The sequence below is a fragment of the Burkholderia sp. Tr-862 genome (assembly GCF_011753085.1).
Lineage (GTDB): Bacteria > Pseudomonadota > Gammaproteobacteria > Burkholderiales > Burkholderiaceae > Burkholderia > Burkholderia ambifaria.
In genome coordinates this window covers 1-20282 of sequence record NZ_VWWG01000088.1, presented here as the reverse complement: position 1 = coordinate 20282, position 20282 = coordinate 1, and the positions used below count along the sequence as shown (strand labels likewise).

The following is a 20282-nucleotide window of genomic DNA, read 5'->3' as shown; positions in this document are numbered from 1 at the left end:
ACCGATGCGGCTGAGTCTCCCGCCGCATGACCGGACGGGATGGCTATCGCAGGACGCCAAAGCGACTGCGACAGGAACGCAACAACTTTACGAAATGTGCCCAAGCGCCTAAATGGGACGAATCCCAAAAGGAATCCAGAATTACTAGGACAAATTCGAATGGAGGTTTAATGCACAGACATGCGTAGCCCGCCACTCGCGATGGGCCACACATAGGGAAACAAACGAAGGGGGAAAAACCGAACCGCCGGCGTCAGCGCACCGGGAACGGCGCGGGCCAGAACCGCGTCTTGAGTCGACGCGAGTTCGGCCCACGCCTGCGGCGTCAGACCAGTTGGGTCGATACGGACGATTGCACGAGCAGTTCGACGTGCAGCGCCGCGTTCTCGTACACCCTGTAAGCCTGGCCGTCGACTGCGATCAGGCCCTGGTCCGTCCATTGGCCGCGCCAGAGGTCCAGCCCGTCCATGCCAGACAACTCGACCCGATCGCCGGCGTTGCCGTTCACCATCAATTGCGTGTGGCCATCGGTTCGGAACACGTTCTCGTGGCCGAGTTCCAGCACGTCACGCATCGACAGCTTCAGCGTGTTGTCGCCCGTACCGGTGATGTCGATGACCTCGATCGACGAAATCTTGTCGTGGCCGCCGACGTTCAACAGTTTCGACACATCCAGCGTCTGACCGGCACCCGTGAGTTTCAGCGTATCGATGCCCGCACCACCATGCAGACCGGCATGCTGGTTCAAGAAGTACCACACGTTGTCGAGCTGGAATTCCGTACCGTGAGCCGAGCCGAAGTACTCGGCATCCGCGTACGTCAGCACGTGCTGCACGTCGGCCGGAGGAACGAGTTCCGTGACCGTTTCCCAGGTCGATTTGGCGAAACTGCCACCGGAAAAACCGACGTTGTCGATCCATGCCAGTCCGGAGGTAACCTGGTACGCGGAGTACGTCGTACTGTAGTAACCACCGAACCCAAAGGATGCGAACTGGATACCATCGGGCAACACAATATGATATGAATGGATGTCGCTGACGCTCGCATTCCCCTCCCCCTGGCGCAGGCCGTATTGATACACCACCTTCCCAGCGTCGTCATAAAAGATGATCCCGAAGGCTGTATTTTTTATAGGCAACGCAAGATCAATGCTCAACGCCTGAGCGTGGGCCCCGTTATTGAGGTAAAACCTTGCCAACCTCATATCGATCAACAATCCCGTTTCGCCGACCTCCGGCTTGATGCCATCGCCCAGCGCCCCGCCCCCGGCCTGTCGAACACCTTGACTCTGATACCCCCCCGCCGGCAGTGACAACGAAAAAACACCGAAATTGGTCGGCACGCCACCCGGGGGCAAATCACGCGGATTTTCGTTGTTGAAGTCCACCACCGCTTCCGCCACCGGCGCAATGGTGTTGAAGCTTCCTCCCGCGAACCCAACGTTATCGATCCATGCCAGTCCGGAGGTAACCTGGTACGCGGAGTACGTCGTACTGTAGTAACCACCGAACCCAAAGGATGCGAACTGGATACCATCGGGCAACACAATATGATATGAATGGATGTCGCTGACGCTCGCATTCCCCTCCCCCTGGCGCAGGCCGTATTGATACACCACCTTCCCAGCGTCGTCATAAAAGATGATCCCGAAGGCTGTATTTTTTATAGGCAACGCAAGATCAATGCTCAACGCCTGAGCGTGGGCCCCGTTATTGAGGTAAAACCTTGCCAACCTCATATCGATCAACAATCCCGTTTCGCCGACCTCCGGCTTGATGCCATCGCCCAGCGCCCCGCCCCCGGCCTGTCGAACACCTTGACTCTGATACCCCCCCGCCGGCAGTGACAACGAAAAAACACCGAAATTGGTCGGCACGCTGCCCGGGACCAAATCACGCGGCTTTTCTTTGTTGAAGTCATAGGTTACATAATTGACGCCGCCGGTCGACCCCGACCCCGAAGTGTGTTCCTCAAACCGAGTCACCAAATAATCGGAAATGTTCCCGGCCCGATCGACCAGCGCAACACCATAGCTCGAGTGCTCGTCCATCGTCGCCGCGATACCGGCCGGGATCGTCACCTTCACCCGGCCGGCCGCGATATCGGCCGCCGTCAGGTTGTACGAGATGCGCTGATCGCCGATCATCACGTTGATCGCATCGCCCACCACCATGCCCTTGCCCGCGAACGAGACATCGATCACGTTCCCCGTGCGCACCGCCGACAGCACATGGTCAGGAGACGTCGTATCCAGTTCGACGTCGTACGCCATCACGTCACCCGCCGCACCGGTACCATTCACCACGCGCGTCTGGATCGTCCAGTTGCCGCCGTGCTCGTTCAGGTCGGTCACCATCCACGTGCCGTCCGGGTTCATCAGCGCGTCCACCCACGTCCGGCCGCCATCCGTCGACACCTGCACCTTCTCACTGGCTGCCAGCGCACCCACCAGGTGGCCCGTCAGCAAGCGGCCGCCCGTGCCGTCGTTCGTCAGGCGGTCGAAATTCAAATTCCCGCTGTCGTGCCCCACGTCGTCGAGCAACGCCTTCGCCAGCGGCACCGGCGGCGCCACCGGCCCCACCGTCACGTCGAAACCATCCGAGCGCGCGCTCGTATTGCCAGCCGGGTCCGTCGCCGTTACCGTCAGTGCATGCGTGCCGTTCGACAGGGGCGACGTCAGCTGGAAGGTCCACGTTCCGTCGATATTCGTCTTCGTCGTGCCCAGCAGCGTCGTGCCGTCGTAGATCGCGACCGTCGAATACGCTTCTGCCTGACCCGACAGCGTCGGCTGCGCCCCCTCCGTCGCCGCTTCGATCTTCGGCTGCGACGGTGGCGTCACGTCCACCTGGATGCCGTACGACGTCGACGGTATGCTCATGCCGACTTCATTGCTCGCCCGCGCCATCAGGCGATACTCGCCGTCGCGCAGCGGTTGCGTGAGCGCGAAACTCCATGTCCCGTTCGCACCGACCACCACCGTTCCGACTTCGGTGCCGTCCACCAGAAGATGGATCGTCGAGCCAGGGTCGCCGCGGCCGCTCACCGTCGGCTTCGGGTCGTTGGTCAGCCCGCCGTTTTCAATCACGCCGGTGTGCGGCGGCACGTTGTCGGTCACTGCGTCGATCGTCGGACGCGACGGGCGCGTCGTTGCTTTCTGCTCTGCCATTTTTACTTTCCAGTATCAGTCCCAGATGCCCCGGAGCCATCCGGACATTTCAATCCTCTCTCCGCGGCGACCGTCACCGGTGACCGCGGAGTCGTCAATCACGTTCGTTATGCCTTCTCGAGTTCGATTTCGACTCGCCGGTTCTGCGCGCGCCCTTCGGCCGTCGCGTTGCTGGCGACCGGATCCGCCGCGCCCCTGCCTACGGTCTTGACGTGTTCCGCCTGCAGTCCGCCCGTGCGCAGGTACGTGACCACCGCACGCGCACGTGCCTCGGACAGTCGAACGTTATGTGCATGCGCCCCCTGCGAATCGGTGTAGCCCGTGACCGTCACACGGCGAAATCGAGCCTCGCGGTTCACGTCCAGAAAGCGATCGAGTTCCTGGCGGGCGCTCGGCGTCAGCGCCGCGCTGTCGAACGCGAAATTCGCGCTGCCTTGCAGCAGCACCTGACGCTGCGCGACGGGCTCGACCGCCGGCTGCGGCTGCACGACCGGTTGCGGTTGCGCGTCAACAGGAGGCGCGACGCTCGCCTGAGGCGGCACGCCGCACATGAACGTCAATTCGCGCGGATCGCCCATCGCGGCGCCGCCACGAACGCGATCGACGGCCTGCAGCGGCGTAACCGGCTTGCCAGCACAGACCTTCTGCGCGGCCGCTTCACACGAGCGCGTGCTGGATACCAACCCCTCACACGTCACGCGAAAGACGGGCCCGGGTTGATCGGTGGCCTTGATCGCCCGAACGGTATACGTCGGGCCGGATTGCGTCGCGCATGCGCTCAGCAGGACTACGAATGCGCCGAGCAGGCCCCGGCGAACAAAGTGTTGTGGTGTTTTCATGATGGTTCAGTCCGCTCGACGCGGACTCATGGAAATTGATCGGTGGAAATAGAGTCGCTCGCGCGTGGCGTGATGCGTGGCATGGCGGGCGACAAATGCCCGCCTGCCACGTATCAGGTGACGACGCGGGCCGAACGGCCCGCGTCACCGCCTTACCACTGGTACGACGCGCCTACGCCGTAGGTATTGCCGCCGCTGCTGAGGCCGACGCCGGCGCGCATCTTCAGGTTTTCCGTGATGCGCGCTTCACCGCCCATCGCGACTGCCTGATAGCCCTTGTACGAGCCGCCACCGATACCGAACGACAGCGTCTTGCCCGGATCGACGCCCGGAATCATCGTCAGCGCCGTGGCCGCCGCGATACCGGAGTAGGCGTTACGCGAGATGTCGTTGATCTGGCCTTGCATACCGCCGAGCGCACGGTCGAACTGCCCCTTGCTGACGGCGTCCGTGGCCTTCACCCCGTCCGCGACGTTGACGATCCGGCGCTCGTGGCCGTCAGAGCCGACCGACACGGTGTTGGCCTCGGTCGCCTTCGAGCCCTGGCCCAGCGCAACGGAGTTGTCCGCACCGGACGACACCGACGCACCCTGGCCAAGCGCCGTGCCGTTGTCGGCCGACACCTTCGAACCGGCACCGATTGCCGCGGCGTTGTTCTTGCCATCGACGATCTGCGAGCCGGAGCCGACAGCGATGTTGCCGTTGCCGTTGCCCGGTTTCGCGGCGACGATCTCGGCACTGTCCTTGCCGCTACCGCCCGTTCCACCGATCAGGTTGCTGCCGGACCCACCGTCGTTACCGCTGTTGTTGCCGCCAGGCGGCACCGCTGCGTTCAGACGTTCGTCGATATTGCTGACACGCCCTTCCAGCTTCGAGAACTGACCGTAGTTCACGGCGTCGTACTGGTTCTTGCCGTCCGCGACGTTCGTCAGCACCACCGGTCCCGACGACAAGCCGTTGCCCAGCGTCACCTTGTTGAAATTCACGGTGCCGTCGCCGTTCTTGTCGTAAGCGACAGCGCCGACCAGTTTCGTGGCCTCACCAAGGTTGTCCTGGATCTGCGTGACCCGGTTGTCGATGTTCGTCAGTGCGTCGCCTGCGTTGTGGAAGGTGTTGCCCCCCACGTCGTAGGTCGGCGCGACGACCTTGCCGGTTTCCTCGTCGATCTTCGCACCGCCGCCGAGCGCATCGGTCACGCCACTCAACTGGCTGACGTTCACCGCATCCGTCGCAGCCTTGCCGGCTGCCACGTTGTGCAGGGCGACCGGAGTCGCCGCGCCGACACCGCCGAGCGTCACCGAACCGTAGTTCGTCGTGCCGTCCGCGTTCTTGTCGTACACGACCGCCGACTGCAGCTTGCCGTCTTCACCCACCAGGCCGGCCGAGCGCAGTTGCCGCACGTTGACCGCATCGGTCTCGTCGACACCGTCCGCGACGTTCTTCAGCATGACGGGCGCGGAGCCTGCGCCACCGAACGTGACGGCGGCATGCGTTGCGTCGTCGTACTGAACCGCATTCGCGACACCCTTCTCCAGCGTGTCGATCTGCTTCGTGTGCGTCGACACGCGCTCGTCGACGTGCTTGAACGCGTCGCCGACGTTGTCGTACGTGTTCGTCAAGCCATCCGCCGCAGTCAGTTCATACGTCGGCGCCGAGATGTCGCCGGTCACCGGGTCGAACTTCGCGCCGCCGCCGAGACTATCCGCGATGCTCGACGCGAGGAAATTCACCTGACCGCCGTTGACAGCCTCGGTGCTGAACTCGGCAAGCGAGCCGTCCGCGACGTTACGAATCACCGTGCCCTTCGCGCCAGCCAGCGTCACCGCTGCCTTGGTGGCGTCGTCATAGGCGACCGCGTTCGGGTTCGTACCGTTGCCGGTGCCGCCCTCACGCTGCTCCAGCGCCTTGATGGCATCGCCGACCGACACATAATCCTTGCCGTCGACGTTGTAGACCGGCGAGGTAACCTTGCCGTCCGCATCGATGCCCGCACCGCCGCCGATGATGTCGGTCACGCCCTTCAACTGCGACACGTTGACTGCATCGGTCGATACCTTGCCGGCAGCAACGTTGTGCAGCGCGACGGGGACGCCAGCGTTCATGCCACCGAACGTCACCGAAGCGAAGTTCGTGGTGCCGTCGGTGTGCGTATCGTAGGTCACGGCTGCAAGCGCCTTGCCGTTCTCGCCGATCAGGCCCGACGACTTCAGTTGCGACACGTTCACCGCGTCCATGTCGGCCGTACCAGCCTTCACGTTCGACAGCGTCGTACCCGTCTGGCCGCCGGCCAGCGTCAGCTTGTCCTTCGACGTGCTGTCGTACACCACTGCCAGCGATTCGCCCGTCGTCTTGTCGATGACGCCGCCATCCGTCAGGGAGTCCTTCAGGTTGCTGAGGTTCTCGTTCGTCGCGAACAGTTGCGAGCCGTTCACCGCGTCCGTGCTCGTCGCCGACAGCGCACCGGCCTTCACGTTCGTCAGCGTCGTGCCGCCGTCACCTGCCAACGTTGCCGACGCGAAGTTGGGCGTACCGTCCTCGTTCTTGTCGTACGTCAGCGCAGCCGCCGCATTGCCGTCCTTGTCGATCAGGCCCGACGACTTCAGTTGCGACACGTTCACTGCGTCCGTGTCGGCCTTGCCTGCCGCAACGTTCGACAGCGTCGTACCGTTCTGGCCGGCCAGCGTCACCTTGTCCTTCAGCTCGCCGTCATAGGCCACCGCATTCGGATCCGTGCCGTTGCTGCCATCACCGCCACTCTTCGCCGCAGCCTGCAGCGCGTCGTTGACGTTGTGGTACTCCTTGCCGTCGATCGTGTACGTCGGTGCGGTCACGTCGCCGTTCGCGTCGAAGCCCGTACCGCCGCCGACCACGTTGGCCAGGCCCTTGAGCTGGCCGAGGTTGACCGCGTCGGTGTTCTGCGTACCGTTCGCGACATGGATGATCTGGCGTTCGGCACCAGCTGCGCCGATCGACAGGGCATTCGCACGGTTCGCGATCGAGTTGGCACCCAACGCGACGCTGTTCGAGGACAGCGCCTGCGAGTTCGCCCCGAGCGCGATGGCGTCGGCCACGTTCTGTTGCACGTTCGCATTCGTACCGATAGCGATGCTGTTCACGGTGCCCGCCTTCGTCATCGCCTTGTCGCCGATCGCGATCGAGCTCTTACCCACGGCTACCACGCCATTGTTGCCGACCGCCACCGCGTTTTCGGCGTTGGCTTTTGCTCGGGAACCGATTGCCAACGCGCCTGCGCCGTTCGTCGTGACCATGCTGCCCATCGCGACCGCATACGGTTGATCGACCCCGGTCTGCGCAATACTGCCGATCGCCACCGAGTGATCCGAATTCGAGACCGCCTGCAGACCGACCGCGATCGAATTGATCCCGCTGGCGCCACTTCCAACGCCAATGGCGGCGGCCGTGCCCATCTTCGGATCGCGACCGTTCATCGACGCAATGTTCGGCATGCTGCCGTCCGCGCCCAACCCTTCGATCGCGACGAAGCTGCCCGGCTTCGATTCGACGTCACGCACCATCCGCGTCATCTTCGCGTCGAGCTTCGTATTGGCGGAATGCATCGCATCGGTCAGTTGCTTCATGTTGACGGCATCGGTGTCGTCGACACCAGCAGCGAGGTGAACGACACGGCGCTCTTCACCGACGTTACCCACCGCAACGGTGTTGTCGTCGTCGGCGACCGAGTTGTAGCCGATTGCCACCGAGTTGAGACCGTTCGCTCGCGAACCCGACCCCAATGCCATCGCTTGCGGCCTGGTTGCCCAGGCGTTCGCACCAATCGCGACACTCTCGGGACCTCTCGCAATTGCCTCGCGACCTTCCGAGTTGACCTTGATGTACTTGAGCTTGATTGCACCGTTGACCAGCGAGTCTTCCAGATCGTTCAACTGGTCGACGTTTACTGCGTCCGTGCCGGCCTTGCCCGCCGCCACGTTCGACAACGTCACCGGGCCCGTCGACTTCCCGCCGCCCAGCGTCACCGAACCGTAGTTCGTCGTACCGTCCGCCTTCTTGTCGTACGTCACCGCGGCAATCGACTTGCCGTCTTCGTCGATCAGACCCGACGACTTCAACTGCGACACGTTCACCGCGTCCAGGTCGGCCGTACCGGCCTTCACGTTCGACAGCGTCGTGCCCGTCTTGCCGCCGGCCAGCGTCACCTTGTCCTTCGTCGTGCTGTCGTACACCACCGCCAGCGATTCGCCCGTCTTTTCGTCGATGACACCACCATCCGTCAGCGCGTCCTTCAGGTTGCCCAGGCTCTCGTTCGTCGCGAACAGCTGCGAGCCGTTCACCGCGTCCGTGCTCGTCGCCGACAGTTCGGCCGCCTTCACGTTCGTCAGCTTCGTGCCCGTCTTGCCCGCGAGCGTCACCGACTCGTGGTTCGCCGTGCCGTCCGTATTTTTGTCGTACGTGACCGCGGCAATCGACTTGCCGTCTTCGCCGATCAGGCCTGACGACTTCAGTTGCGATACGTTCACCGCGTCCTTGTCGGCCTTGCCCGCCGCCACGTTCGACAGCGTCGTACCGCCTTCGCCTGCCAGCGTGGCTCGCTTGTAGTTCGGCGTGCCGTCCGCATTCTTGTCGTACGTCACCGCGGCAATCGACTTGCCGTCTTCATCGATCAAGCCCGACGACTTCAGTTGCGACACGTTCACCGCGTCCGCGTCGGCCGTACCGGCCTTCACGTTCGACAGCTTCGTGCCGCCTTCGCCCGCCAGCGTCGCCGACTTGTAGTTCGGCGTGCCGTCCGCGTTCTTGTCGTACGTCACCGCGGCACGCGACTTGCCGTCTTCACCGATCAGGCCCGTCGACTTCAGTTGCGACACGTTCACCGCGTCCTTGTCGGCCTTGCCATCTGCAACGTTCGACAGCTTCGTGCCGCCTTCACCTGCCAGCGTCGCCGACTTGTAGTTCGGCGTGCCGTCCGCGTTCTTGTCGTACGTCACTGCGGCCAGCGACTTGCCGTCTTCACCGATGAGGCCCGACGACTTCAGTTGCGATACGTTCACCGCGTCCTTGTCGGCCTTGCCATCTGCAACGTTCGACAGCTTCGTGCCGCCCTCACCTGCCAGCGTCGCCGACTTGTAGTCCGGGGTACCGTCCGCCTTCTTGTCGTACGTCACCGCGGCCAGCGTCTTGCCGTCGTCACCGATCAGACCCGTCGACTTCAGCTGCGACACGTTCACCGCGTCCATGTCGGCCGTACCGGCCTTCACATTCGACAGCTTCGTACCGCCTTCACCCGCCAGCGTCGCCGACTTGTAGTTCGGCGTGCCGTCCGCGTTCTTGTCGTACGTCACCGCGGCACGCGACTTGCCGTCCTCGCCGATCAGGCCCGTCGACTTCAGTTGCGATACGTTCACCGCGTCCTTGTCGGCCTTGCCGTCTGCAACGTTCGACAGCTTCGTACCACCCTCGCCCGCGAGCGTCGCCGACTTGTAGTTCGGCGTGCCATCTGCGTTCTTGTCGTACGTCACCGCGGCCAGCGTCTTGCCGTCCTCGCCGATCAGGCCCGTCGATTTCAGTTGCGATACGTTCACCGCGTCCTTGTCGGCCTTGCCGTCTGCGACGTTCGACAGCGTCGTGCCGCCAACACCGGCCAGCGTCGCCGACTGGTAGTTCGGCGTGCCGTCCGCCTTCTTGTCGTACGTCACTGCAGCACGCGACTTGCCGTCACCATCGACCAGACCCGACGACTTCAGTTGCGATACGTTCACCGCATCCGTGTCGGCCGTACCAGCCTTCACGTTCAACAGCTTCGTACCGCCTTCGCCCGCCAGCGTCGCCGACGTGTAGTTCGGCGTGCCGTCCGCGTTCTTGTCGTACGTCACTGCAGCACGCGACTTGCCGTCTTCACCGACCAGACCCGACGACTTCAGCTGCGACACGTTCACCGCATCCATATCCGCCGTACCGGCCTTCACGTTCGACAGCTTCGTACCGCCTTCGCCTGCCAGTGTCACCTTGTCCTTCTTCGCGGTGTCATAGGCCACGGCCAGCGGATTCATACCGCCTTCCACGTCGCCGATCGCTTTCGTCAGCTGATCGACGTTCACCGCATCCGTGCCGGCCTTGCCCTCTGCAACGTTCGACAGCGTCACCGGGCCCGTCGACTTGCCGCCGCCCAGCGTCACCGAGTTGTAGTTCGGCGTACCGTCCGCCTTCTTGTCGTACGTCACCGCGGCAATCGACTTGCCGTCACCATCGATCAGGCCCGACGACTTCAGCTGCGACACGTTCACCGCATCCATGTCGGCCGTACCAGCCTTCACGTTCGACAGCGTCGTGCCCGTCTTGCCGCCGGCCAGCGTCACCTTGTCCTTCGACGTGCTGTCGTACACCACCGCCAGCGATTCGCCCGTCGTCTTGTCGATGACGCCACCATCCGTCAGGGTGTCCTTCAGGTTGCCGAGGTTCTCGTTCGTCGCGAACAGTTGCGAGCCGTTCACCGCGTCCGTGCTCGTCGCCGACAGTGCACCGGCCTTCACGTTCGTCAGCGTCGTGCCGCCGTCGCCCGCCAGCGTCGCCGACTTGTAGTTCGGCGTGCCGTCCGTGTTCTTGTCGTACGTCACTGCAGCACGCGACTTACCGTCCTCGCCAACGAGGCCCGACGACTTCAGCTGCGATACGTTCACTGCGTCCGTGTCGGCCGTACCGGCCGCCACGTTCGTCAGCTTCGTGCCACCCTTACCCGCCAGTGTTGCCGATTGGTAGTTCGGCGTGCCGTCCTTGTTCTTGTCGTACGTCACCGCGGCACGCGTGTCGCCATCCGCATCCACCAGGCCCGTGTTCGTGAACTGGTTCTTGATGTTCGTGATGTCGCCCGTGTTGCCTGCCACTCGACCGTCCAGGTTCTCCAGCGCATCGCCTACCGTGTGGTAATCGACCTTCTTCGTATCGTCCGCCGGATCGACCAGCGTGTATGTCGGCGCCTTCAGCTTGCCGTTTTCGTCCACCGTCGAGCCACCACCCAGCGCGTCCGCCACGCTTTGCGCCGTGCCGTGCAATTGCGAGCCGTTGACCGCGTCCTTGCTGTCCGCGCTCACCTTGCCCGCCGCAACGTTCGTCAGCGTCGTGCCCGTCTTGCCACCGGCCAGCGTCACCTTGTCCTTCGTCACGCTGTCGTAGGACACGGCCAGCGGGTTCATGCCGCCTTCCACGTCGCTGATCGCTTTCGTCAATTGCTCGACGTTCACTGCGTCCGTGTTGGCCTTGCCCTGTGCAACGTTCGACAGCGTCACCGGGCCCGTCGACTTACCGCCGCCCAGTGTCACCGAGTTGTAGTTCGGCGTGCCGTCCGTCTTCTTGTCGTACGTCACCGCGGCAATCGACTTGCCGTCACCATCGATCAGGCCCGACGACTTCAGCTGCGACACGTTCACCGCATCCATGTCCGCCGTACCAGCCTTCACGTTCGACAGCGTCGTGCCCGTCTTGCCGCCGGCCAGCGTCACCTTGTCCTTCGACGTGCTGTCGTACACCACCGCCAGCGATTCGCCCGTCGTCTTGTCGATGACGCCACCATCCGTCAGGGTGTCCTTCAGGTTGCCGAGGTTCTCGTTCGTCGCGAACAGTTGCGAGCCGTTCACCGCGTCCGTGCTCGTCGCCGACAGTGCACCGGCCTTCACGTTCGTCAGCGTCGTGCCGCCGTCGCCCGCCAGCGTCGCCGACTTGTAGTTCGGCGTGCCGTCCGTGTTCTTGTCGTAAGTGATTGCCGCGAGCGACTTGCCGTCCTCGCCAACGAGGCCCGACGACTTCAGCTGCGACACGTTCACCGCGTCCAGGTCGGCCGTACCGGCCTTCACGTTCGACAGCGTCGTGCCCGTCTTGCCGCCAGCCAGCGTCACCTTGTCCTTCGACGTGCTGTCGTACACCACCGCCAGCGATTCGCCCGTCGTCTTGTCGATGACACCACCATCCGTCAGGGTGTCCTTCAGGTTGCCGAGGTTCTCGTTCGTCGCGAACAGCTGCGAGCCATTTACCGCGTCCGTGCTCGTCGCCGACAACTCGGCCGCCTTCACGTTCGTCAGCGTCGTGCCGCCGTCGCCTGCCAGCGTTGCCGACTTGTAGTTCGGCGTGCCATCGGTGTTCTTGTCGTAAGTGATTGCCGCGAGCGACTTGCCGTCCTCGCCAACGAGGCCCGACGACTTCAGCTGCGACACGTTCACCGCGTCCGTGTCGGCCTTACCCGCAGCCACGTTCGACAGCGTCGTGCCCGTCTTGCCGCCGGCCAGCGTCACCTTGTCCTTCGTCACGCTGTCGTAAGACACGGCCAGCGGGTTCATGCCGCCTTCCACGTCGCCGATCGCTTTCGTCAGTTGATCGACGTTCACCGCATCCGTGCCGGCCTTGCCCTCTGCAACGTTCGACAGCGTCACCGGGCCCGTCGACTTCCCGCCGCCCAGCGTCACCGAGTTGTAGTTCGGCGTGCCGTCCGTCTTCTTGTCGTACGTCACCGCGGCAATCGACTTGCCGTCACCATCGATCAGGCCCGACGACTTCAGCTGCGACACGTTCACCGCATCCATGTCCGCCGTACCAGCCTTCACGTTCGACAGCGTCGTGCCCGTCTTGCCGCCGGCCAGCGTCACCTTGTCCTTCGACGTGCTGTCGTACACCACCGCCAGCGATTCGCCCGTCGTCTTGTCGATGACGCCACCATCCGTCAGGGTGTCCTTCAGGTTGCCGAGGTTCTCGTTCGTCGCGAACAGTTGCGAGCCGTTCACCGCGTCCGTGCTCGTCGCCGACAGTGCACCGGCCTTCACGTTCGTCAGCGTCGTGCCGCCGTCGCCCGCCAGCGTCGCCGACTTGTAGTTCGGCGTGCCGTCCGTGTTCTTGTCGTAAGTGATTGCCGCGAGCGACTTGCCGTCCTCGCCAACGAGGCCCGACGACTTCAGCTGCGACACGTTCACCGCGTCCAGGTCGGCCGTACCGGCCTTCACGTTCGACAGCGTCGTGCCCGTCTTGCCGCCAGCCAGCGTCACCTTGTCCTTCGACGTGCTGTCGTACACCACCGCCAGCGATTCGCCCGTCGTCTTGTCGATGACACCACCATCCGTCAGGGTGTCCTTCAGGTTGCCGAGGTTTTCGTTCGTCGCGAACAGTTGCGAGCCGTTCACTGCGTCCGTGCTCGTCGCCGACAACTCGGCCGCCTTCACGTTCGTCAGCTTCGTACCACCTTCACCCGCCAGCGTCGCCGACTTGTAGTTCGCCGTGCCGTCCGTGTTCTTGTCGTACGTGATTGCAGCAAGCGACTTGCCGTCCTCGCCGATCAGACCCGACGACTTCAACTGCGACACGTTCACCGCGTCCGTGTCGGCCTTACCCGCCGCCACGTTCGACAGCGTCGTGCCCGTCTTGCCCGCCAGCGTTACCTTGTCCTTCGTGGCGCTGTCGTACGCGACCGCGTTCGGGTCAGAGCCGCCGTTCTTCGCCATCGCGTCGAGCGCGTCACCGACGTTGTTGTAAGTCGTGTCGCCAACTTTATACGTCGGCGCCTTGACGGTGCCATCGGTGTCGATGCCCGCGCCGCCGCCGAGCGCATTCGTCACGCCCGTCAACTGGCTCACGTTCACCGCGTCGTTGTTTTTAGTACCCTTTGCGACGTTGACGATCTGGCGCTGGAGCGAATTCGACCCCACGGAGAGCGCATTGCCGCGATCGGCGACAGAATTAGCGCCCAGTGCGATGCCGCCGTTATTGCCCGACGCCACACTCGCGTTGGCACCCAGTGCGATGGCATCTGTGACGTTTTGCGCGACGTTGGCAGACTTGCCCATCGCGACGCTGTTCACGGTACCCGCCGCCGTCACCGCCTTGTCGCCGATCGCGATCGAGCTCTTGCCCACGGCTGTCACGCCGTTGTTGCCGACCGCCACCGCGTTATCGGCGTTGGCCTTCGCGCGAGAACCGATTGCCAGCGCGCCGGCACCATTCGTCGTAACCATGCTGCCCATCGCGACCGAATACGGCTGATCGACCCCCGTCTGGGCAATACTGCCGATCGCCACCGAGTGGTCCGAACTCGCGACCGCCTGCAAACCAACCGCGATCGCGTTGATCCCGCCAGCACCACTCGCCACGCCGATGGCAGCAGCCGTGCCCATCTTCGGATCGCGACCGTTCATCGATGCAATGTTCGGCATGCTGCCGTCCGCGCCCAACCCTTCGACCGCGACGAAGCTGCCCGGCTTCGATTCAACGTCACGCGTCATCCGCGTCATCTTCTTGTCGAACTTCGTATCGGCGGTGTGCATCGCATCGGTCAGTTGCTTCATGGTGACGGCATCGGTGTCGTCGACGCCATCGCTGACATTGACGATCCGGCGCGTCGCACCCACGTCACCTATCGACACGGTATTGGCGTCCGCGGCAACCGAGTTGACGCCGATCGCGATGGAGTTCATGCCCGATGCCCGGGCGCCCGAACCGATCGCCAGCGTATCGACGTTCGTCGCATTCGCTTGCGAGCCGATCGCCACGCTGTTCTTGCCGAGCGCATTGGCCTGCATGCCGGTGGCATTGACCTTGATGTACTTCATGTTGAGCGTGCCGTCGCCGAGATCCTGCTTGATCTCGTCCTTGACGTCGCTCATGCCACTTTGGAGCTGGGCCACGTTGACGGCGTCGGTAGCGGCTTGGCCCGTCGCGACGTTCTTCAGCGCGACCGGCGTCGACGCACCCGCACCGCCCAGCGTCACGCTCGTCTTGCCCGCGCCGTCATAATGCACGGCGTTCGTGTCCTCGCCGCCGGCGCCGCCACCCGAGGCGGCCGCGGCCTGAAGCGCGTCCCCGACGTTGTTGAAAGTCTTGTCGCCGACCTTGTAGGTCGGCTTCGAAAGGGTGCCGTCCGTATTGACGGTCGTTTCGCCACCGAGTGCGGACGCGACGCTCGACGACACGTCATACAGCTGGCCGCCGTTCACGGCGTCCTTGCTGGCCGATGCGACCTTGCCCGCCTTCACGTTCGTGACGACCGTACCGCCCGTGCCGCCCAGCGCAACGGTGCTCTTCGCCGCATCGTTGTACACGACCGCGAGCGACTCACCGGTCGACGGATCGATCAGGCCGCTATCGTTCAGCGACTTCTCGACATCGGTCACGCGGTTGTTGGTCGCAAACAGTTGCGCACCGTTGACGGCGTCCGTGCTGCTCGCCGACAGCGTGGCCGCACGCACGTTGGTAAGCTTGACCACGGCCGACCCGGTGCCGCCGAGGGTCACCGAATTCTTCGCGGTGGAGTCGTACTCCACCGCGTTTGCCGAGCCGCCGCCGGATTCGGACGCCGCCAGCAGCGCGTCGCCGACGTTGTCGTAGGTCTTGGTGCCGATCGTGTAGGCCGGTTTCTTGATGTTGCCGCTCGCGTCGACGGCAGCGTTACCGCCCAGCGTGGCGGTCACGTCCTTGAGCTGCGCAATGTTGACGGCATCGGTCGCCTGCGTGCCGCGCCCGACGTTGACGATCTGACGCTCGAACCCGGCGGTACCGACCGATACCGTATTGTCCCGATCAGCTTCCGAATACGAACCGAGTGCCAGCGAGTCGGCGCCGCGCGCCGCCGCACTCTGACCGATCGCGATCGCATTTTCCGCAGCTGCCGCAGCCTGTGAGCCGATCGCCGTCGTGCCTGCCCTCGTCGCCATCGACGAATCACCGATCGCCAGCGAGGATTCCGCCGTCGCCTTCGCCTTGCGCCCCAGCGCATAGGCGCCCCAACCGGTCGCCTGTGCCTCGTTGCCGAGCGCGATCGACGACTTGCCGCCCGCATTGGCCCCGGTACCCAGCGCAATCGCGCCTTCCTCTCCAAGTGCCGATGCATTGGCGCCGAATGCGACGTTGTTACCGGCCGCGGTCGCCTTGTTACCGATCGCCACCGCACCGCCGAGACCCGACGTACCCGGGCGTGTGCTGGCGTTCGCGCCGATCGCGATCGAGTTGTCGCCCGTCGCCGACGCGTTATCCGAGCCGTCGCCCTTCGCATTGATCTTCACGTATGCGCTGTTGTCGGGCACGACTGCCCGCGTTTCGGGAGCACCGCGCTTGAGCGTCTTCGGGTCTTCCTGCTTGACGTCGGTCAGATGGGTCGGATCGTCGAGCGCGGGATCTCCCGCGTCGACTTCGTCCGCGTACGCGGACCCCATGGAGGCAACGACAAGCGCGGCCGCTACCGCGATTTTCGATTTCGCCGAGCGCGATGATTTCGAGCGCCCACGTGCAATTTCCGATGCCGCGCACCAAGTGCTGGTCGAGGCGTTCCACACGACACGATACGACTTGTTCATACGAACCTTTTCCTTTGGTAAACCTCTCCTCGACGCGCATCGGCTTTGAAAAGCCATATCGATGCGACGACTCGGCGAGCGGTGACAAGTAGCTCAACGCTTACGGCTTTCCGGAAAGAAATGCGAAACGTGCATTCTGAGAAATCGCATGAACACGGGGAGAAGATCATGCCGACAGTGCTACGAAATCGCGCGTTTCAACCGGATACTGAAAGCTGGCTGAAACTCTATTGACATGCCTTCATCTTAAAAACAGGACACGAACTAAATAGATAAAAATCCATTTAGAACTTGTACGAATTACTTTTTAATTTTAATAAATGTCACGGGATTTGAAGGATTTAGCCGCTACACCGGGTATCGAAACAATTCGATATTTTCTGTATTAAAAAAGTCGCGACGACAACGCGTTTCGCTGAACAGCGGCGCCGGACGGCATGCGCCGGCCCCTGCTCGAGCATGGGCGGCCGGACCGCTCGCTCGCCAGGAAAATCCGCTATACTTTGCCGACTGCCGCCACTTGGCGGCAGGTCGGAAGCGCGCCGATTTGCTGACTCGATTGCGGGCGCGCGAACCGGCCGGGCCTTGATGCGTCTTGGTCCCGGCAGGTTCACTACAAATGCGGCTAAAGAGGTCGTCAGCCGCGCACCTTCGCCTCCGCGCATCGCCGACACCGTTTAGCCGCCCAGTCATAAGGCGGAACGAATGGAATCGATCGGCATCGTCGCTCCACAGACCATGCACTTCGCCGAACCACTGCGCTTGCAAAGCGGCAGCGTGATCGGCAACTATCAGCTCGTCGTCGAGACGTACGGCGAGCTCAACGCCGCGCGTTCGAACGCGGTGCTCGTCTGCCACGCGCTCAACGCGTCGCATCACGTCGCCGGCGTCTACGCGGACGATCCGCGCAGCACCGGCTGGTGGGACAACATGGTCGGCCCGGGCAAGCCGCTCGACACCAACCGCTTCTTCGTGATCGGCGTGAACAACCTCGGCTCGTGCTTCGGCTCGACCGGCCCGATGAGCATCGACCCGTCGAGCGGCAAGCCGTATGGCGCGCGCTTTCCGGTCGTCACCGTCGAGGACTGGGTGCACGCGCAGGCGCGCGTCGCGGATGCCTTCGGCATCGAGCGCTTCGCCGCGGTGATGGGTGGCAGCCTCGGCGGCATGCAGGCGCTCGCGTGGAGCCTGATGTATCCGGAGCGCGTCGCACACTGCATCAACATCGCGTCGACGCCGAAGCTGTCCGCGCAGAACATCGCGTTCAACGAAGTCGCGCGCTCGGCGATCCTGTCCGATCCCGACTTCCACGGCGGCGACTACTACGCGCACGGCGTGAAGCCGAAGCGCGGCCTGCGCGTCGCGCGGATGATCGGCCACATCACGTACCTGTCCGACGACGACATGGCCGAGAAATTCGGCCGCGCGCTGCGCCGCGCCGATGGCGCGCTCGACGCGTACAACTTCAGCTTCGACGTCGAATTCGAGGTCGAGTCGTACTTGCGCTACCAGGGCGACAAGTTTGCCGACTACTTCGACGCGAACACGTACCTGCTGATCACGCGCGCGCTCGACTACTTCGACCCGGCCAAGGCGTTCGACGGCAACCTGACAGCTGCGCTCGCGCACACGCAGGCGAAATACCTGATCGCGAGCTTCTCGACCGACTGGCGCTTCGCGCCGGCCCGCTCGCGCGAGATCGTGAAGGCGCTGCTCGACAACAAGCGCACGGTCAGCTACGCGGAAATCGATGCGCCGCACGGCCACGACGCGTTCCTGCTCGACGACGCGCGCTATCACAACCTGATCCGCGCGTATTACGAACGAATCGCCAACGAGGTGGGCGCATGAACCAGCAAGCGCTGAATTCCCTGTCCGCGCGCGCGGACTTCCGCACGATCGCGCGCTGGGTCGAACCGCGCTCGACGGTGCTCGACCTTGGCTGCGGCGACGGCTCGCTGCTCGCGCTGCTGATGGAAGAACTGGACGTGACCGGCTACGGGATCGAGCTCAACGACGCGGGCGTGCTCGCGAGCGCGAAGAATCGCATCAACGTGATCCAGCAGAACCTCGAGGACGGCCTGCGCCTGTTCGAGGATCACAGCTTCGACATCGCGATCCTGTCGCAGACGCTGCAGACGATTCACCAGACGGCCGCGATCCTGCGCGAAACCGCGCGGGTCGGACGCGAATGCATCGTGTCGTTCCCGAACTTCGGCTACTGGGCGCACCGGCTGTCGGTGCTGAACGGCCGGATGCCGGTGTCGAAGTCGCTGCCTTACCAGTGGCACAACACACCGAACGTCCGGGTGCTGACGATCGAGGATTTCGAGGCGCTCGCGCCGGAAGTCGGCGTGACGATCCTCGACCGCGTCGTGCTGCACGAAGGCCAGCCGATTCGATGGGGAGCGAACTGGCGTGGTAGTCTTGCTGTCTATCGCGTCAAGCGCAGCTGAGCCGGGGAGCCGTTGACGGACGCCGACGGCCCGCACGCACGTGCGGCCGCGCCGCTGCGCTACCCGCGCTGCCGCCTGCGCTGCCGCCGCAATCAGTCAACGCTACCCAGTTCCATTCCATGTCCAAAACGCCACACGAGGCGCCCGCGCTCACCGCTCACGAGGATCACCCCGGCTGGCGAGCCTATCTGAACACGCACATGCTGATCTGCGTGTTCCTCGGGTTCACGTCCGGTCTGCCCCTGTTCACGCTCGTCTACCTCGTGCAGGCATGGCTGCGCTCCGAAGGCGTGAACCTGAAGGAAATCGGCCTGTTCGCGCTGATCCAGTTCCCGTATACGTGGAAGTTCCTGTGGGCGCCGCTGATGGACCGCTACATCCCGCGCCTGCCCGGCTGGCGGCCGGGCCGCCGGCGCGGCTGGCTGCTCCTCACGCAGCTGCTGGTCGCGGGCGCGATCGCCACGCTCGGCTTCGTGTCGCCGCGCGACTCGATCTGGACGGTCGCCGCGCTGACGACGCTCGTCGCGTTCTTCGGCGCGAGCGCCGACATCGTGATCGACGCGTACCGCCGCGAACTGCTGCGCGACACCGAGCAGGGCCTCGGCAACGCGGTGCACGTGAACGCCTACAAGCTCGCCGCGCTGATTCCCGGCTCGCTGGCGCTGATCCTGTCCGACCACCTGCCGTGGGACGCCGTGTTCGCGATCACCGGCGCGTTCATGCTGCCAGGCATCCTGATGACGCTCGTCGTGCGCGAGCCCGAAGTGGTCGGCGCGCCGCCGCGCAACCTGCGCGACGCGATCGTGCTGCCGTTCCGGGAATTCATCCAGCGCGACGGCTGGACCGGCGCGCTGCTGGTCATCGCATTCATCTTCCTGTTCAAGATCGGCGACACGATGGCGACCACGCTGTCGACGTCGTTCTTCCTCGACATCGGCTTCACGCGCACCGAGATCGGCATCGTCGCCAAAACCACCGCGCTCGTCGCAAGCGTCGCCGGCGGCATCATCGGCGGCGTGTGGCTCGTGAAGATCGGGATCGGCCGCGGGCTGTGGATCTTCGGCGCGCTGCAGATGGTGTCGACCCTCGGCTTCGCGTGGCTCGCGCAGCTCGGCCCCGGCTCGCCCGTGCTGGCCGTGCTGTACGACTTCACGGTATCGACGAGCCATGCAATCGCGTCGGCGCTGTCGGTGTTCGGCATCGTCGTCACGCCGCAGTTCAGCCCGATGACGGTCGCGCTCGCGATCGTCTATGGCGTCGAAACCTTCACCACCGGCCTGACGATGGCCGCGTTCGTCGCGTACATCGCGAGCACGACCGACCCGCGCTACACGGCCACGCAGTTCGCGCTGTTCACGAGCCTCGCGTCCGTGCCGCGCACGCTCGCCTCGGCCGCGAGCGGCATGACGTCCGCGTTGCTGCCGACCGCGACGAAGCGGCCGTCCTTGATCGCCACCGCGGCGGCGACGGGGTTCGCACGATCGAGCGTCGTGATGCGCCCGTTGTGCAGGATCAGATC

General features: G+C 64.0%; 7 protein-coding genes. 4 read left to right on the top strand and 3 right to left on the bottom strand.

From position 1 onward, the window contains the following. Positions 1-325: 325 nt before the first annotated feature. The 3 genes from F3J14_RS21820 to F3J14_RS21810 all read right to left on the bottom strand — a co-directional run bounded on the left by F3J14_RS21820 (position 326) and on the right by F3J14_RS21810 (position 16166). Positions 326-3166: an Ig-like domain-containing protein gene (locus F3J14_RS21820; RefSeq protein ID WP_166724780.1), complete on the bottom strand. Its 2841-nt coding sequence runs from the start codon at positions 3164-3166 to the stop codon at positions 326-328. A 107-nt stretch (positions 3167-3273) separates the two neighbouring features. Further along, positions 3274-4005: an OmpA family protein gene (locus tag F3J14_RS21815; RefSeq protein ID WP_166724779.1), complete on the bottom strand. Its 732-nt coding sequence runs from the start codon at positions 4003-4005 to the stop codon at positions 3274-3276. Positions 4006-4157: 152 nt separating this feature from the next. Continuing rightward, complete coding sequence (locus tag F3J14_RS21810) at positions 4158-16166, bottom strand: YadA-like family protein (RefSeq protein WP_247682263.1); 12009 nt, start codon at positions 16164-16166, stop codon at positions 4158-4160. Here F3J14_RS21810 and F3J14_RS35785 point away from each other — a divergent pair. The 4 genes from F3J14_RS35785 to F3J14_RS21795 form a co-directional block, all read left to right on the top strand. Then, positions 16165-16356 (top strand): hypothetical protein, encoded by a 192-nt coding sequence (locus F3J14_RS35785; protein WP_041491295.1) that lies wholly within the window; start codon positions 16165-16167, stop codon positions 16354-16356. The genes F3J14_RS21810 and F3J14_RS35785 overlap by 2 nt on opposite strands. Before the next feature lie 656 nt (positions 16357-17012). After that, complete coding sequence (locus F3J14_RS21805) at positions 17013-18158, top strand: homoserine O-acetyltransferase (protein ID WP_166724777.1); 1146 nt, start codon at positions 17013-17015, stop codon at positions 18156-18158. Then, a complete protein-coding gene (gene metW, locus F3J14_RS21800; RefSeq protein WP_166724776.1) occupies positions 18155-18763 on the top strand; it encodes a methionine biosynthesis protein MetW in 609 nt (202 codons plus the stop codon). Before F3J14_RS21805 ends, metW begins: the two co-directional genes overlap by 4 nt. A gap of 119 nt (positions 18764-18882) precedes the next feature. Continuing rightward, positions 18883-20282 (top strand): AmpG family muropeptide MFS transporter (locus tag F3J14_RS21795; RefSeq protein ID WP_247682262.1); only part of this gene is annotated, 1400 nt, incomplete at its 3' end.

What these genes read in the sequence shown, in the direction of transcription:
- F3J14_RS21820 (WP_166724780.1), bottom strand. Translation starts at nt 3,166, where the DNA reads ATGGCAGAGCAGAAAGCAACGACGCGCCCGTCGCGTCCGACGATCGAC.
- F3J14_RS21815 (WP_166724779.1), bottom strand. Translation starts at nt 4,005, where the DNA reads ATGAAAACACCACAACACTTTGTTCGCCGGGGCCTGCTCGGCGCATTC.
- F3J14_RS35785 (WP_041491295.1), top strand. Translation starts at nt 16,165, where the DNA reads ATGGAGGCAACGACAAGCGCGGCCGCTACCGCGATTTTCGATTTCGCC.
- F3J14_RS21810 (WP_247682263.1), bottom strand. Translation starts at nt 16,166, where the DNA reads ATGGGGTCCGCGTACGCGGACGAAGTCGACGCGGGAGATCCCGCGCTC.
- F3J14_RS21805 (WP_166724777.1), top strand. Translation starts at nt 17,013, where the DNA reads ATGGAATCGATCGGCATCGTCGCTCCACAGACCATGCACTTCGCCGAA.
- metW (WP_166724776.1), top strand. Translation starts at nt 18,155, where the DNA reads ATGAACCAGCAAGCGCTGAATTCCCTGTCCGCGCGCGCGGACTTCCGC.